Source organism: Micromonospora phytophila, from assembly GCF_023656545.1.
Lineage (GTDB): Bacteria > Actinomycetota > Actinomycetes > Mycobacteriales > Micromonosporaceae > Micromonospora > Micromonospora phytophila.
The window spans coordinates 1-15,928 of record NZ_JAMOKF010000033.1; the positions used below are offsets into that span (position 1 = coordinate 1).

At 74.6% G+C, this 15,928-nt stretch carries 12 protein-coding genes; 8 read left to right on the top strand and 4 right to left on the bottom strand.

All coding sequences use genetic code 11. The features are described from left to right. The 6 genes from NCC78_RS07530 to NCC78_RS07555 form a co-directional block, all read left to right on the top strand. Positions 1-1,039 (top strand): YhgE/Pip family protein (locus tag NCC78_RS07530; protein ID WP_250792745.1); only part of this gene is annotated, 1,039 nt, incomplete at its 5' end. A gap of 38 nt (positions 1,040-1,077) precedes the next feature. Further along, positions 1,078-1,671, top strand: a complete 594-nt coding sequence (locus NCC78_RS07535) for a TetR/AcrR family transcriptional regulator (RefSeq protein WP_250792747.1) — start codon at positions 1,078-1,080, stop codon at positions 1,669-1,671. A gap of 189 nt (positions 1,672-1,860) precedes the next feature. Then, complete coding sequence (locus tag NCC78_RS07540) at positions 1,861-2,991, top strand: sugar ABC transporter substrate-binding protein (protein ID WP_250792749.1); 1,131 nt, start codon at positions 1,861-1,863, stop codon at positions 2,989-2,991. Positions 2,992-3,034: 43 nt separating this feature from the next. After that, positions 3,035-3,844, top strand: coding sequence for an ATP-binding cassette domain-containing protein (locus NCC78_RS07545; protein WP_250792794.1), 810 nt, complete (start codon positions 3,035-3,037; stop codon positions 3,842-3,844). A 61-nt stretch (positions 3,845-3,905) separates the two neighbouring features. Next, the gene (locus tag NCC78_RS07550; protein WP_250792752.1) at positions 3,906-5,153 is read left to right on the top strand and encodes a sugar ABC transporter permease; all 1,248 of its coding nucleotides are present in this window, start codon (positions 3,906-3,908) and stop codon (positions 5,151-5,153) included. Between the two features lie 151 nt (positions 5,154-5,304). Then, positions 5,305-8,955, top strand: coding sequence for an ATP-binding cassette domain-containing protein (locus tag NCC78_RS07555; RefSeq protein ID WP_250792756.1), 3,651 nt, complete (start codon positions 5,305-5,307; stop codon positions 8,953-8,955). A gap of 124 nt (positions 8,956-9,079) precedes the next feature. Here the strand turns inward: NCC78_RS07555 and NCC78_RS07560 are convergent, their stop codons facing one another. From NCC78_RS07560 to NCC78_RS07575, 4 genes are all read right to left on the bottom strand, one after another. Then, positions 9,080-10,147, bottom strand: coding sequence for an NADH:flavin oxidoreductase/NADH oxidase (locus NCC78_RS07560; RefSeq protein WP_250792758.1), 1,068 nt, complete (start codon positions 10,145-10,147; stop codon positions 9,080-9,082). A 105-nt stretch (positions 10,148-10,252) separates the two neighbouring features. Next, positions 10,253-11,560, bottom strand: coding sequence for a dicarboxylate/amino acid:cation symporter (locus NCC78_RS07565; RefSeq protein WP_250792807.1), 1,308 nt, complete (start codon positions 11,558-11,560; stop codon positions 10,253-10,255). Positions 11,561-11,793: 233 nt separating this feature from the next. Beyond that, positions 11,794-12,501, bottom strand: a complete 708-nt coding sequence (locus NCC78_RS07570; RefSeq protein ID WP_250792760.1) for a DUF998 domain-containing protein — start codon at positions 12,499-12,501, stop codon at positions 11,794-11,796. Then, the gene (locus NCC78_RS07575; RefSeq protein ID WP_250792765.1) at positions 12,494-13,459 is read right to left on the bottom strand and encodes a glutathione S-transferase family protein; all 966 of its coding nucleotides are present in this window, start codon (positions 13,457-13,459) and stop codon (positions 12,494-12,496) included. The genes NCC78_RS07570 and NCC78_RS07575 overlap by 8 nt, the downstream gene beginning before the upstream one ends. Before the next feature lie 106 nt (positions 13,460-13,565). On the opposite strand from NCC78_RS07575, the gene pcaF reads away from it, so the two are divergent. Both pcaF and NCC78_RS07585 read left to right on the top strand, forming a co-directional pair. Then, a complete protein-coding gene (gene pcaF / locus NCC78_RS07580) occupies positions 13,566-14,771 on the top strand; it encodes a 3-oxoadipyl-CoA thiolase (protein ID WP_250792769.1) in 1,206 nt (401 codons plus the stop codon). A gap of 336 nt (positions 14,772-15,107) precedes the next feature. Further along, on the top strand, positions 15,108-15,926 hold the full coding sequence (locus NCC78_RS07585; RefSeq protein ID WP_250792772.1) for an SAM-dependent methyltransferase: 819 nt from the start codon (positions 15,108-15,110) through the stop codon (positions 15,924-15,926). Positions 15,927-15,928 lie beyond the last annotated feature (2 nt).

Below are 15,928 nucleotides of genomic sequence, written 5' to 3' on the forward strand. Positions count from 1 at the left end.
CGCCGCCGCGGCGCCGCACCTGGCCGACGACGTCGCCGCCGCGAAGGCGAAGGTGGACGAACTCGCCTCTGGGCTGGGCACGCTCGCCGAGGGCAGCGCGAAGTTGCGCGACGGCCTCGGCACGGCCGCCACGGGCGCCGACGAGCTGCGCGGCGGGCTGTTCCGGCTCGCCACCGGCGCCCGGCAACTCGACGGCGGCCTCGACCGGCTCAGCACCGGCGGTGAACGGCTCGCCGACGGCCTCACCCGGCTGGAGAGCGGCACCGGTGACCTCGCCGACGGACTGACCCGGCTCGGCGGGGGCGCCGGCGACCTCGCCGAGGGGCTCGCCGCCGGAGCGGAGAAGATCCCCGGGTACGACGACGCGGACGCCCGCGCCGGCATCCTCGGCGACCCGGTGGCCCTGGAGCACACCGCCCGGAACCCCGCCGGCTCGTACGGCGTGGGCTTCGCCCCGTACTTCCTCGGGCTGGCGCTCTGGGTCGGCGCGATGATCACGTACATGCTGCTGCGGCCGGTCAACCGGCGGCACGTGATGTCCGGCGCCCCCGCCTGGCGGGTGGCGCTGGCGGGCTGGCTGCCGGCCGCGGCGATCGGGCTGGCCCAGGCCGGGGTGCTCTTCGCGGTGGTGACCCTGGTGCTGGGGCTGGACCCGGCCCGGCCCGCGGCCACCCTCGGCCTGCTCGCGCTGGTCTCGCTCGCCTTCACCGCGATCATGCAGTGGCTCGGCGTCCAGTTCGGGCCGGGCGGGCGGCTCGCCGCGCTGGCCCTGCTGATGCTCCAGCTCACCTCGTCCGGGGGCACCTACCCGGTGCAGACCTCGCCGGGCTTCTTCCAGCAGATCCACCCGTGGCTGCCGATGAGCTACGTGGTGGCGGCGGTGCGGCACGCCGTCAACGGCGGATCGGGCGGGCCGGTGGTCACGGGTGCGCTGGTGCTCGCCGGCTTCGGCGCCGGGGCGCTGGCGCTCACCGTGGCCGCCGCCCGCCGGTCCCGGCGGCTCACCCCGGCCGCGCTGCACCCCGAGCTGACCATGTGAGGATGCTCGTGGGCCGGGTGGGTGGACGGGGAGGGCCAATGGCGGACGGACGGTCGCGGCGGCGGGAGGACACCCGCCAACGCCTCTTCGAGGCGGCCGTGGAACTCATCGCGGAGCAGGGCTTCTCGGCGACCACCGTGGACGACATCGCGGCCCGCGCCGGGGTGGCCAAGGGCACCGTCTACTACAACTTCGCCTCGAAGACGGTGCTCTTCGAGGAACTGCTCCGGCACGGGATCGGTCTGCTCACGGCCGAGTTCCGTGCCGCGGTGGCCGGGCTGCCGCCGCGCGAGGCGCTGGCCGCGCTGGTCCGCGCGGAACTGGAGTACATCCGGCGGTACCGGGCCTTCGCCCAGCTCCTGCTCTCCGAGATGTGGCGGACCAACCGGGAGTGGCAGCAGACGCTGCGGCTGCTGCGCGGCGAGGCGATCGAGGTGATCGCCGAGACGGTCCGCTCCGGGGTGGCCGGCGGCGACCTGCCCGAGGACCTGGACGTGCGGACCGCCTCGTCGGCGCTGTTCGGCGTCGGGCTGGTGGTGGCCGTGGACTGGCTGGTCTTCCAGCCGGACCGGCCGATCGAGGAGGTCCAGGAGGCGCTGCTCGGCATCGTCCGCCGGGTCGCGGGGACCTGAGCGCAGCAGTCTTTCCGCAGCGGCGCCCGCCGACCGGTCCGGCGCTGCGGGGGCACCGCCCGCCCCGCAGCCCTGGAAGAACGTCCATATTCACCATCAACCCGCTTGAACTGGACGAAGCTGACAGGGTCAGTCGTGGGTGCGGCGGGGCGCGCGTCGCGCCGCCGACCGGAGTCCAGGAGGTGGCGGATGGCATCGAGACATCGCGGGAGGGTGACGGCGGCCGGTGTCCTGCTCGCCGCCTGTCTGGTGGCTGCCGGGTGCGGCGGGGGCGGTGACGACGACGGCGGCGATGGTCAGCAACCCCCCGCCGGCCAGGAGAGCACGGCGAACGGCTTCAAGATCGGCCTGCTGCTGCCGGAGTCGAAGACCACCCGGTACGAGACCTTCGACCGGCCGCTGATCCAGGCGCAGCTCAGCCAGCTCTGCAACAAGTGCCAGGTGCTCTACCAGAACGCCGACCAGGACCCGGCGAAGCAGCAGTCCCAGGCCGAGGCGATGCTCACCCAGGGCGTCAAGGTGCTCATCCTCGACCCGGTGGACGCCAAGTCCGCGGGCGCGATCGTCAACAACGCCAGGTCGCAGAACATTCCGGTGGTCTCCTACGACCGGTTGGCCGAGGGCCCGATCTCCTACTACGTCTCGTACGACAACCGGAAGGTCGGGCAGGTGCAGGGCCAGGCGCTGCTCGACGCGCTGACCCGGGGCGGTGACCCGAAGCGCGGCGACATCGTCATGATCAACGGATCGCCGACGGACCCGAACGCCGCCGACTTCAAGGCCGGCGCCCACTCGGTGCTGGACGGCAAGGTCAACATCGGCCAGGAGTACGACACCCCGGACTGGTCGCCCGACCGGGCCCAGCAGGAGATGGAGCAGGCCGTCACGGCGCTCGGGCGCAGCAGGATCATCGGCGTCTACGCGGCCAACGACGGCATGGCCGGCGGCGCGATCGCCGCCATGAAGGGCGGTGGCTTCCCCAGCCCGCTGCCGCCGGTCACCGGCCAGGACGCGGAACTCGCCGGCGTGCAGCGCATCGTCGCCGGGGAGCAGTACATGACGGTCTACAAGGCGATCAAGCCGGAGGCGGAGATCGCCGCGGCGATGGCGGTGGCCGCCGCGACCGGTCAGCAGTACGCCGGCCGGCCGACCCAGAAGCGCAACAACGGCACCGCGGACGTCACGTCGGTGCTCCTCGACCCGGTCCCGGTCACCCGGGACAACATCAAGGACACCGTCATCAAGGACGGCTTCTACACCCGGGAGCAGATCTGCTCCGGAGCCTTCGCCGAGCCGTGCGCCGCGGCCGGCATCTCCTGAAGCGGGCGGACGGGTGACGGCCACCGACACTCCCGTGCTCGCGATGTCGGGCATATCGAAACGGTTCGGCGCGGTGCAGGCGCTCTCCGACGTGTCGCTGGAGGTCCGCGCCGGCGAGGTGGTGGCGCTGGTCGGCGACAACGGGGCCGGCAAGTCCACGCTGATCAAGGTGATCGCCGGGGTCAACCCGGCCGACTCGGGGGAGATCCGCTGGGCGGGCCGGGGCGTGCAGATCGGGCGACCCGCCGACGCGAGCGCCCTCGGCATCGCCACCGTCTACCAGGACCTGGCGCTCTGCGACAACCTCGACGTGGTCGCCAACCTCTACCTCGGCCGGGAGGTGACCCGGGCCGGCCTGCTCGACGAGATCGCGATGGAGCGACGCGCCAGCGAACTGCTCACCAGCCTCTCGGTCAAGATCCCCTCGGTGCGGGTGCCGGTGGCCGCGCTCTCCGGCGGCCAGCGGCAGTCGGTCGCCATCGCCCGGTCGTTGCTCGGCGAACCCCGGCTGGTGCTGCTCGACGAGCCCACCGCCGCGCTGGGCGTCGCGCAGACCGCCGAGGTGCTCGACCTCATCGAGCGGCTCAAGAAGCGCGGCCTCGGAGTGCTGCTCATCAGCCACAACCTGGCCGACGTCAAGGCGGTCGCGGACCGGGTGGTGGTCCTGCGGCTGGGGCGTACCGCTGGGGTGTTCGACCCGGACCGGACCAGCCAGGAGGAGATCGTCCAGGCCATCACCGGGGCCCTGGACAACGCGGTCAGCCGGCGACGGGCCCGGGGCACGCCGCCGCCGGGCCCGGACGGGGACGACAGCGGCCCGGCGCGCCGGGCCGCACCCCGGGACCAGTTGTGAGCCGCCGTCCGGCGCCGGGCCCGGCCGGCGGCACCCGGCAGAGGTACGAGGAGGTGTCCCGTTGAGCACGTCGACGACCAGCCCGGAACCACCGGCCGGAGACAGCGTCCAGACCGGGCCGGGTGGTGGGGACGGCTTCTCGCCGCTGACCGCGATGCGGCGCCGGGTGCGGACCGGTGAGCTGGGCGCCTGGCCCGTCATCATCGGACTGATCGTGATCTGGGTGGTCTTCCAGTCGCTCAACGACCGGTTCCTCAGCCCGCAGAACCTCTCCAACCTCACCCTCCAGATCGCCGCCACCGGCACGATCAGCGTCGGCGTGGTGCTGGTCCTGCTGCTCGGGGAGATCGACCTCTCGGTCGGCTCGGTGGCGGGGGTGGCCGCCGCCGCCCTGGCCGTGCTGACCGTCCGCAACGGCTGGGGCGACGTGGCCGCGATCATCGTGGCGCTGCTGCTGGGCATGGCGATCGGCGCCGTGCAGGGCTCGATCTTCGCCCGGCTCGGGGTGCCCGCCTTCGTGGTCACGCTGGCCGGCAACATCGGCTGGCAGGGCCTGCAGCTCTTCCTGCTCAAGCCCGAGGGCACCATCAACCTGCCGTACACCGGCTTCATCGGCCGGATCACCCACGTGAACCTCGGTTACGGCACGGGCTGGCTGCTCGGGGCGCTCGCCGTGCTGGCGTACGCGGCGGCGGTGCTCCTGGACACCCGCCGCCGGGTCGCCGCCGGGCTGCCCACCCGCAGCATGCCCCGGTCGCTGCTGCGGATCGTCGGGCTGGCCGTGCTGGTCGCGGTCGCCGTGGGGGTGCTCAACGCGTGGCAGGGCGTCCCGGCGGCGCTGCTCATCCTGCTCGCCCTGGTGGTGGTCATGGACCTGGTCCTGCGCCGCACCCGGTACGGCCGAAGCATCTTCGCCGTCGGCGGCAACGTGGAGGCCGCCCGACGCGCCGGCATCAACGTCACGCTGATCCGGATCTCCGTCTTCGCCCTCACCTCCACACTGGCGGCCCTCGGCGGCATCCTGATCGCCTCGCGCGGGTACGCCGCCGGCCAGGCCACCGGCGCCGCCGACACCCTGCTGGTGGCCATCGCGGCGGCGGTGATCGGCGGGGTCAGCCTCTTCGGCGGACGCGGCTCGACGTACGGGGCTCTGCTCGGCAGCCTGGTGCTCGGGTCGATCACCTCGGGCATGTTCCTGTTGCAGCTCGACTCGTCGGTCCGCTTCATGATCACCGCTGCGGTGCTGCTCGCCGCGGTCATCCTCGACTCGGTGTCCCGCCGGGGACGGCGGTCCAGCGGCCGGGCCTGACTCCGACGCGCCCGGACGGGCTGCGGGAGCGCCCGTCCCGCAGGGCGTCCGGCCTCCGCCGCGCGGGCGACCCGGGCGTAAATGCGTTGAGCGGCTCGGCCCGTACCCGCAGGCTGGAGCTTCCGCCACCGCGTTTCGGAGGGACCCACCCATGCGCCTGCTCCGCGACCTGTGGGTCACCTCGCCGCGCCGGATGACGGTGGCGATCTGCCTGATCGTGCTGGGCGGCGGCGGCCAGGCGGCCGCCGCCGCGCTGGCCGGCCCGGTGCTGCTTCACCGCTCCGCCGGGTTCTTCGCCGTGCTGGCGGTGGCGCTGGTCGCCGCCGTGCTCAGCGATCTCGCGGTCAGTCTGCTGATGGCCGGCCTGACCGCGGACTGGTCCGCCGACGTCCGCCGCCGGCTGTGTCGGGTGGCGCTGGGGCAGGACCTGCCGACGCTGGAGACCACCCCGGTCGGCGAACTGCTGGACCGCATCGACGGCGACGTCTACCAGGTCGCGGCCTCGGTGCGGAACCACGGCGTACGGATCGCGCAGGGGCTGGCCGTGGGCCTGCTGTCGACGGTCGTCGCCCTGGCGGTCTGGTGGCCGGCCGGGCTCGGCATGCTGCTGCTCACCGTGCTGCTCGTGGTCGCGCTGCGCCGGCCGACCGCGCGCATCGGCCCGGCCCGGATGGCCGAGGAGGAGGCCTGGTCCGACCTGGCCGCGGTGATGGAGGAGGCCGTCCACGGCCAGGACGACGTGCGCACCAGCCTGGCCCGGCCGTACGTGCTGCGGCTCTACGCCCGGCGGGCGGCCGAGGTGCTGTCCCGTGGGGTCCGGGTGTGGCGGATGTCCGCCCAGGTCACCACGGTGGCCGCCGGCGCCATCCGGGTCGGCATCGCCGCCGTGGTGCTGGGCGGGGCGTGGGCGCTGACCACCGGGCGGGTCGACGGCGCCCGGCTCACCGCGATCTGGCTGCTCGTCATCGGGTTCGGCATGACCGTCGAGCACGTCAGCCGGATGGTGCCCGAGCTCCAGTACGCGCTGGGCGCCTGGGGCCGGGTGCAACTGCTGGCGGGCTCCCCGCAGGAACCCGTCGGCGGGGCCGCCCCGACCGAGGGCGACCTGGTGGTCCGGGGCCTGACCTTCCGCTACCCGGTCGGGGAGCAGGACGGCGGGCGGGGCCCCGCCCTGCGGGACGTCGACCTGACCTTCGTCCGGGGCCGCTCGTACGCGCTGGTCGGGCGCACCGGCTCCGGCAAGTCGACGCTGGCCAAGGTGCTCACCCGGGCCGTCGACCTGCCGCCCGGCACGGTCTTCCTGGCCGGGTGCGACCTGCGCGACCTCGACGTCGAGCAGCTGCGCCGGTGGGTCGCCGTGGTGCCCCAGCGCACCGAGATCCTCGCCGGCACGCTCGCCGAGAACGTCGCGCTCTTCGACCCCGACCTGCTCGACGCCGCCGCCCGGGCGCTGCATGAGCTGGGGCTGGCCGGCTGGATCGCCGAGCTGCCCGACGGCCTGGCGACCCGGCTGGGCGAGGGCGGGCACGTGCTCTCCGCCGGGCAGGAGCAGTTGGTCGCCTTCGCCCGGATCCTGGTGCGCGACCCGCACGTGGTGATCCTCGACGAGGCGACCGCCCGTCTCGACCCGGTGACCGAGGCGCGGGTGCAGCAGGCCACCGAGCGGCTGCTGCGCGACCGGATCGGCATCGTCATCGCCCACCGCCTCTCGTCCGTGCGCCGCTGCGACGAGGTGGTGGTGATGGCCGACGGCACGGTGGTCGAGGCCGGTCCGCTGCGCGAGTCGGAACGGTTCGCCGAACTGCTCGCCACCAGCCACGCCACCGCGTACGCCCAGGCGGCGTCGGGGGGCCGCGCCGGCGGGGTGGACCTGTTGACCCGTCCGGACCCGGCGGACGCGTGGCCCGCCGCCCCCTCGGCCGCGGTCCCGCCGACGCCGACTCCCGACGGGACCGCTCCGCCCGCGACCGCCTCGCCCGCGACCACCCCGGGCGGGACCACCCCGGGCGGGACCACCCCGGGCGGGACCGCCCCGGACGGGACGGTGGCGGTGGTGGACGGCGACGCGTCTGCCGAGCGTCGACGGTCGTCGCCGGGGGCGACGGAGCCGCCGGACCCGACGGAGTCGTCCGCCCGCAGCCTGCGGGAGATCGTGCGGTTGTGCCTCAACGACCCGCGGTACGGGCTGCTGTCGCTGTCGTTGTTCCTGCTGGTCGTGATCGTCGGGCTGGACGGTCCGGTGCTGCCGTGGCTCTGGGCGGACCTGGTCGACGGCGTCGGCGACCCCTGGCTCCCGGCGTGGGGCATCGCTCTCGGCCTGCTGATCACCGTGCCGGTGCCCTACTACACCGGTTACTGGTTCCCCCAGTGGTGGGTCCGGCAGATGTTGCGGATCAGCCTGCGCCTGGTGCACGGCCAGACCGGCCCGCGCCGGGTCAGCGGGCACACGCCGGCGGAGGTGGTGGCCCAGGGCGGCGACACCGAACGGGTGGTGCAGCTGGCCGACAACGTGATGGACCAGGCGGTCGCCGTGCTGTTGCTGGTCGCGATGACGGCCGTCACGGGCAGCGTCGTGCCGGGGCTCTTCTTCGCCGGGACGATGGCGGTCTCCGGGCTGGCCGCCACGCTGTTCGGGCCCCGGCTGGAACGCTCCGCCCGGGCCACCGTCGCCGCGCGGGCCGCGTTCGCCACCGCGCTGGTCTCCTCGCTCTCCGCAGCCCGTACGGTGAAACTGGCCGGCGCCACCCGGCCGGTGCTGGCCCACCTGGCCGACCTGGACGTGGTCCGCAGCGACCGCCAGCGCCGGGAGATCTCGGTGCAGGTGTGGTCCCGGTCGACCCCGTCGCTGGTCAGTGGCCTGCTGCCGATCGGCGCGTGGGCGCTGTACCTGGCCGGTGAGCTCTCCGCCGGCGCCACCCTGGTCGCGGTCGCCACCCTCGCGGCGGCCCGCTGGTTCGCCTGGACGACCGCGTCGTTCGTCTCGCAGATCCCCTCGGCCCGGGTGTGGACCCGGCGGACGGTGGCGATGACCGGGACGGCGGCGTACTCGGCGGCGGTGCCGGACGTGGACCTGGGCGCGGGGACCGCCCCGGCGCCCGCCGTGCCGCCCCGGCACCCGCTGCGCCGACTGGAGCTGACCGGCTTCGGCGTCCGGCACACCGACGGCGTGACGGCCGTCCGGGGGGTCGACCTGACGGTGGAACGGGGGCAGCTGGTGCTGCTGGTCGGGCCGGTCGGTTCCGGCAAGTCGTCCCTGCTGCGTGCGCTCGCCGGAATCGTGCCGCACACCGGCCGGCTGAGCTGGAACGGCGAGCCGGTCAACGAACCGGAGCTGTTCCTGCGCCCCAACCAGGTCGGCTACGTCGGCCAGCTGCCCCGGGTGCTCTCCGGGACGGTGGCGGACAACATCACGTTGGGCCACCGGGTGGACGCCGCGGCGGCGGTCTCGACCGCCCAGCTCGACCACGACCTGGCCGCCGCCGGGGGCGGGCTCGGGCTGCTCATCGGGCACAAGGGCACCCGGCTCTCCGGCGGGCAGCTCCAGCGCCTCGCGCTGGCCCGGGCGCTGGCGCCGCGCACGGAGCTGCTGGTGGCCGACGACGTGTCCTCGGCGCTGGACGTCACCACCGAGCTGGCGCTCTGGCAGGCGTTGCGCGAGCACGGGGTAACCGTGGTGGGCTCGACGTCGAAGCGGGCGGCCCTGGTCCGCGCGGACCACGTCGTGGTCCTCCAGGCCGGCACGGTCGCCGCCCAGGGCCCCTGGCCCGCCCTGGAACCCCACTGGTCCCACCTCGCCGGCTAACCCCCACCCCCTGTTCCCCGCCGTTGATCATGGGGTTGGCGGGTGGGAAACGGGCAATTCTCCCCGCCAACCTCATGATCGACGGGCCGCAGGGTGGGACCGGGTGGGTGGGTGGGTGGGTGGGTCAGGCCGCGCGGGTGTACTGGTGGGGCCAGGTGGGTTGGGCGCCGAGCTTGGCGGCGGCGCGGTGCGGCCAGTACGGGTCGCGGAGCAGTTCGCGGCCGAGCAGCACCAGGTCGGCCTCGCCGCCGGCGACGATCTGCTCGGCCTGCTCCGGCTCGACGATCAGGCCGACCGCGCCGGTGGCCACCCCGGCCTCCCGGCGCACCCGGGCGGCCAGCGGCACCTGATAGCCGGGGCCGACGGGGATCGTCGCGGTGGCCGAGGCGCCGCCGGAGGAGCAGTCGACCAGGTCCACGCCGGCGCCGGCCAGCTCGCCGGCGAGCACCACGCTGTCCTGGACCGTCCAGCCGTCGGGCGTCCAGTCGGTGGCGGAGATCCGGGCCAGCACCGGCACGTCCTCGCCGACCGCCGCGCGGACCGCGCGGGCCACCTCCAGGGTCAGGCGCATGCGCCCCGCCCGGTCGCCGCCCCAGCGGTCGACCCGGTGGTTGGTCAGCGGGGAGAGGAACTCGTGCAGCAGGTAGCCGTGCGCGGCGTGGATCTCCACGGCCGCGAAGCCGGCGTCCACCGCGCGGACGGCCGCCGCCGCGAACGCCTCGACGACGCCGGCGATCCCCGCCTCGTCCAGGGCGGTGGGCACCCGGTAGTCGGGGACGAACGGCGCGTCGCCCGGGCCGACCGGGGTCCAGCCGCCCTCGGCGTCCGGCACCCCGCCCCGCCGCGGCGCCCACGGCCGGTACGTCGAGGCCTTGAACCCGGCGTGCGCGAGCTGCACCGCCGGCACCGCGCCGTGCGCGGCGACGAACGCGGTCACCGGACGCCAGGCGTCGACGTGCGCGCCCGACCAGAGCCCGGTGTCCTGGGGACTGATCCGCCCCTCCGGCAGCACGGCGGTGGCCTCGGTCAGCACCAGCCCGGCGCCGCCGACGGCGCGGGTGCCCAGGTGCACCAGGTGCCAGTCGGTGGGCAGGCCGTCGGGGCCGGCGGTGTACTGGCACATCGGCGCCAGGGCGATCCGGTTGGGCAGGGTCGCCGCGCGCAGGGCCAGCGGCGTGAACAGGGCACTCATGTGGTCATCCTCTGTCAACGCCGGGGAGGACCCCGCGACTCGGGGCCCTCCCCGGCTCGGCGGCGCGTCGGGCGCTGGGCGGATGGTGCGGCCGGGACCGCAAGGTCAGGCCGGCACGGGGCTCAACTCGTCGGACCGGTCGGGCCGGGCGCCGGCGTCACCCACCGCCGGGGCGAGCGGCGACCGCCGGCCGACGGAGTCGTACGCGGCACGGTCGAGGGTGCCCTCGCGGGCGGCGACGACCGTCGGCACCAGCGCCTGGCCGGCCACGTTGGTGGCGGTGCGGATCATGTCGAGGATCGGGTCGATGGCCAGCAGCAGGCCGGCGCCGGCCAGCGGCAGGCCCAGCGTGCTCAGGGTCAGCGTCAGCATCACGATCGCGCCGGTCAGGCCGGCGGTCGCGGCCGAGCCGACCACCGAGACGAAGGCGATGAGCAGGTAGTCGGTGACGCCGAGGTCCACCCCGAAGACCTGGGCGACGAAGATCGCCGCCAGCGCCGGGTAGATCGCCGCGCAGCCGTCCATCTTCGTGGTCGCGCCGAAGGGCACCGCGAAGGAGGCGTACTCGCGAGGGACGCCGAGCCGCTCGACGGACCGCTGGGTCACCGGCATGGTGCCCACCGAGGAGCGCGAGACGAAGGCCAGCTCGATCGCCGGCCAGGCGCCGGCGAAGAAGCGCAGCGGGTTGAGCCGGCCGGCGGCGAGAAGCACCAGCGGGTAGACCACGAAGAGCACGATCGCGCAGCCGACGTAGACGGCGGTGGTGAACTTCGCGAGCGGGGCGAGCAGGTCCCAGCCGTACGAGGCGACGGCGTTGCCGATCAGGCCGAGGGTGCCGATCGGGGCGAGCCGGATCACCCACCAGAGCGCCTTCTGCACGATCTCCAGCAGCGACCGGTTGAGCGCGACGAACGGCTCCGCGGCCTCGCCGACCAGCAGCGCCGCGGCGCCGACGACCAGGGCGAGGAACACGATCTGGAGCACGTTGCCCTCGACGAAGGCGCCGACCGGGTTGGTCGGCACGATGCCGGCGAGGAAGTCGGTCCAGGAGCCGGTCTTCTTCGGCGCGGCGGCGCCGGCCGTGTCCAGGGTGACGCCCCGGCCCGGGTCGGTGAGCAGGCCGAGCCCGATGCCGATGCTCACCGCGATCAGCGCGGTGACGCCGAACCAGAGCAGGGTCTTCAGCGCCAGCCGGGCGGCGTTGGCCACGCCGCGCAGGCTGACCACGCTGACCACGATGGCGGTGAAGACCAGCGGCGGTACGGCCAGCTTGAGCAGCTGGACGAAGAGGCCGCCGACGGTGTCGAGGGTGCTGGTCAGCCAGCTCAGGTCGTTGGCGCGGGCGAGGAAGCCGAGCGCCACGCCGAGCACGAGGCCGAGCAGGATCTGCACGGAAAAGGGGATCTTGCGCAGGGCGGAAGCCATGAGGATGAGTCCAAGGGTCCGGAGGTCGGTGCGGGCAGCGTCAGGAGAGCGGCTGCGCCGGACAGACGCCGCTGGCCTGCAGTCGGAGGTCGACATACAGGCGCACGGTGAGGTGCCAGACGTTGGTCATCGCCTGCCGAGGCTACGCCGCCCGCCCGCGAAGGTGGAAGGAGTGGTCAGCGTGACGCTCCTTACGTGCCTCTGCCGGGGGCGTTCACCGCTCAGCGTCGGCTTGCGGGGCGTCCGCCGTCGCGGCCGGTCCCGGGCGCCACCGGGTCGCGGGCGTCCCCCACGCCGGTCGCGGTGGCCACGGCGGTCGCGGTGGCCAGGCCCCAGAGCGCGGCCACGGCCAGCAACAGCCGCTCCAGCACCCCGACCACCGCGCCCCGCCCGACGAGGAGCATCGCCAGACCGACCGCCGCCGCCAGCGGCAGCGCCACCACCGCCGCCCGGGCCGACAGCCGCCGCAGGACCGGCGGCGCCGCCGGTGAGAACGCCACGGCCAGCATCGCGAAGACCAGGGTGGCGGTCGCCGTGATGCTCGCCCCGCCGTGCACGAGGTCGGCCACCGTCGCCCGCTCGAACGGTGGCAACGGGCAGCCGGCGCTGCACGTCACCGAAGCGGACAACGCCGTGGCGAAGCTGCCGACCCCGAGCAGGGCCGCCGCGGCCCGCAGCGCCGGCAGCAGCGCCGCGGCGAGCAGCAGCACCCCGGCGGCCAGGGCGAAGACCCCGATCCGGTACGTCGGGGCGTACGCGCTGTCGGTGACGCCCGCCTCGCTGACGTACCCGGCCAGGCCCGGACCGGGACCGCCGACCACCGCGACGATCACCGCGGCCGTCCCGGCGAGGAGACAGCCGGCGGCGGCCGACGCGGCGGCGACCCGCGGCGGGCTCGCCGCCCGGCCGGTCGGGAGCGGCTCAGCCACGCCCGTGCGGCGTGGTCCAGCCGGAGAGGTCGGGGCCGAGCGGGACGATCCCGGTCGGGTTGATCGCCGTGTGGGTGGCGTAGTAGTGCCGCTTGATGTGGTCGAAGTCGACCGTCTCCCCGAAGCCCGGCGTCTGGAACAGGTCCCGCGCGTACGCCCAGAGCACCGGCAGCTCGGTCAGCTTGTGCCGGTTGCACTTGAAGTGCCCGTGGTACGCGATGTCGAAGCGGACCAGCGTGGTGAAGAGCCGGACGTCTGCCTCGGTGATCGCGTCGCCCATCAGGTAGCGCCGGTCGGCCAGCCGCTCGCAGAGCGCGTCCAGGCGGGCGAAGAGCGCGTGGAACGCCTCGTCGTAGGCCGCCTGGGAGGTGGCGAAGCCGCACCGGTAGACGCCGTTGTTGACGTCGCGGTGGATCTCGGCCATCAGCGCGTCCATCTCCGGGCGCAGCGCCTCCGGGTAGAGGTCGGGCGCGCCGGGGGCGTGCAGGCTGCGCCACTGCGTGGAGAAGTCCAGGGTGAGCTGCGGGTAGTCGTTGGTGACCACCCGCTGGGTCACCGTGTCGACCAGCGCCGGCACGGTGACCCGACCCGTGTAGTCGGGGTCGGTCGCCAGGTACGCCTCCGACAGGTAGCCGATGCCGAGCGCCGGGTCGAAGCCGTCCGGGTCGAGGCTGAACCGCCAGCCGCGCTCGTCCCGGATCGGGTCGACCGTGCCCAGCGAGATCGCGTCGTCCAGGCCGAGCAGGCCGCGCACGATCCGGGCCCGGTGCGCCCACGGGCAGGCCCGGCACCAGATCAGCCGGTACCGGCCCGGCTCCAGCGGCCACCGCCCCTGCGCGTCCGGCCCGCCGCCGGGCGGGGAGTCGGAATCGGGGCTGACCCGACCGGTGAACCGGTTGGGCTGGCGCACGAACTCGCCGCCGCCGCTGGTCTCTGCGCTGAACTGGGCCCGGGCCATGGGGTCAACCTATCCGCTGCCCGCGCGGATATCCTGGCAGCCGGGCGTCACCGTGACCCCGGACGGCGCCCGCCGAAGCCCCTTCCCACCCCCGAAGGATCGCGCGATGACCGTGGCATACCTGGTGGCCGGAGTCCGCACCCCGATCGGCCGGTACGGCGGCGCCCTGGCCGGCGTACGCCCCGACGACCTGGCCGCGCACGTCATCCGCGAGCTGGTCGCCCGGCACCCGTCGGTGGACTGGGCGCGGGTGGACGACGTCATCCTGGGCTGCGCCAACCAGGCCGGCGAGGACAACCGCAACGTGGCCCGGATGGCGGCGCTGCTCGGCGGCCTGCCGGAGGAGGTGCCCGGCAGCACCGTCAACCGGCTCTGCGGCTCCGGTCTGGACGCCCTCGCCACCGCGGCGCGGTCCGTCGTGGCCGGCGAGGCCGACCTGCTGGTCGCCGGCGGGGTGGAGAGCATGAGCCGCGCGCCGTTCGTGATGCCGAAGGCGACGAGCGCGTACTCCCGCGCCGCCGAGGTGTACGACACCACGATCGGTTGGCGGCTGGTCAACCCGCTGATGAAGAAGCACTGGGGCGTCGACTCGATGCCGGAGACCGCGGAGAACGTCGCCGCCGAGTACGGCGTGGGCCGGTCCGAGCAGGACGAGTTCGCGTACCGCTCGCAGCAGCGCGCGGCGAAGGCGCAGGCCGACGGCCGGTTCGCCGAGGAGATCGTGCCGGTGACCGTCCCGGCGGGGCGGCGCGAGACGAAGCTGGTCGAGGTCGACGAGCACCCGCGGGAGACCTCGCTGGAGAAGCTCGCCGCGCTGCCCACCCCGTTCCGTGAGGGCGGCACGGTGACCGCCGGCAACTCCTCCGGCGTCAACGACGGGGCGGTGGCGCTGCTGGTCGCCTCGGAGGCGGCCGTGGCCCGGTACGGCCTGACCCCGCTGGCCCGGATCAGCGGGGCCGCCGCGGCCGGCGTGCCGCCCCGGGTGATGGGTGTCGGCCCGGTGCCGGCCACCCGCAAGCTGCTCGACCGGCTCGGCGTCGGCCTCGACTCGGTCGACGTGGTCGAGTTGAACGAGGCGTTCGCCGCGCAGTCCGTCGCGGTGCTGCGGGAGCTCGGCCTGCCGGCCGACGCCGAGCACGTCAACCCCAACGGCGGGGCGATCGCGCTGGGCCATCCCCTGGGCGCCAGCGGCGCCCGGCTGGCGCTGACCGCCGCGCTGGAGCTGCGCCGCCGCGGCGGGCGGCGGGCGCTCGCCACCATGTGCGTCGGCGTCGGGCAGGGCATCTCACTGATGCTGGAGGCCGCCGGCTGACCGGCGCCGCCCCCTGCCCGCTGGCCGGTTCCGGCGGTCCGGCCCTGGTGGAGCAACCGGTCCAGCCGTTCGTCGTCTGCTGTGGACAGCGCGGGTGACAGTCGGGCGGGCACACCGGCGAGGCCCCGGAGTTCTACCCCGGCTGCGCTGCGTGTCCGGTCGGTCACGGGCTTCTTCGGGGCCGACGAAGTGGGTTATGGGATCTCCCGGAGCCGGGTGTGTGCGGCCTAGAGTGGTGAGCACCACACGATCCGCGGGTCGTCCGGTGCTCGCGTGCCCGCACACGCCCCGGCACCGGTTCCCTCCCGCACCGCGGCGACGACTTGGGGTGCAGCAGTGCAGATGCCGGACGGACTTCCCGCCGAGATCGACCTCTCCCGGCCGAGCGCGGCCCGGGTGTACGACTACTTCCTGGGCGGCGCGCACAACTTCGAGATCGACCGGCAGCTCGCCGAGCAGATCGCCGGCATGACCCCGAACCTGGCGGCCACCATGCGCGCCGGCCGGGAGTTCCTGCGCCGCGCCGTACGGGTGCTGCTCGACGCCGGCATCGACCAGTTCCTCGACATCGGCTCGGGCATCCCCACCGTGGGCAACGTGCACGAGGTCGCCCAGACGGCCAACCCGAAGGCCCGGGTGGTCTACGTCGACATCGACCCGGTCGCGGTGGCCCACAGCCGGGAGCTGCTCGCCGGCAACGACCTGACCGGCGTCATCCACGCCGACCTGCGCGAGCCGGAGCGGATCCTCACCGAGGCCCGCGAGCTGGGGCTGATCGACTTCGGTCGGCCGGTGGGCATCCTGCTCGCCGGGGTGGTGCACTTCATCCCGGACGCCGACCGCCCCGGCGACATCCTGGCCACCCTGCGGGCCGCGGCGGTGCCGGGCAGCTACCTGGTCGTCTCACACTCCACCTTCGAGGACCAGCCGCAGGAGATGCTCGACGCCCAGCGGCTCTCGGCACGCACCGACACCGAGATCACCCTGCGCTCCCGGGCCGAGATCACCGGCTTCTTCGGCGACTGGACGCTTCTGGAGCCGGGCGTGGTGCACATGCCGCTCTGGCGACCCGACTCACCGTCCGACGTGGACGACCACCCGGAGCGGTTCGGCGCCTTCGGCGGCGTCGCCCGGTACGACCAGCCCGCCGGCTGATC

Excerpts from the sequence above, each read along its gene's own strand:
- pcaF (WP_250792769.1), top strand. The coding sequence starts at position 13,566 with ATGACCGTGGCATACCTGGTGGCCGGAGTCCGCACCCCGATCGGCCGG.
- NCC78_RS07540 (WP_250792749.1), top strand. The coding sequence starts at position 1,861 with ATGGCATCGAGACATCGCGGGAGGGTGACGGCGGCCGGTGTCCTGCTC.
- NCC78_RS07545 (WP_250792794.1), top strand. The coding sequence starts at position 3,035 with ATGTCGGGCATATCGAAACGGTTCGGCGCGGTGCAGGCGCTCTCCGAC.
- NCC78_RS07535 (WP_250792747.1), top strand. The coding sequence starts at position 1,078 with ATGGCGGACGGACGGTCGCGGCGGCGGGAGGACACCCGCCAACGCCTC.
- NCC78_RS07575 (WP_250792765.1), bottom strand. The coding sequence starts at position 13,459 with ATGGCCCGGGCCCAGTTCAGCGCAGAGACCAGCGGCGGCGGCGAGTTC.
- NCC78_RS07560 (WP_250792758.1), bottom strand. The coding sequence starts at position 10,147 with ATGAGTGCCCTGTTCACGCCGCTGGCCCTGCGCGCGGCGACCCTGCCC.
- NCC78_RS07555 (WP_250792756.1), top strand. The coding sequence starts at position 5,305 with ATGCGCCTGCTCCGCGACCTGTGGGTCACCTCGCCGCGCCGGATGACG.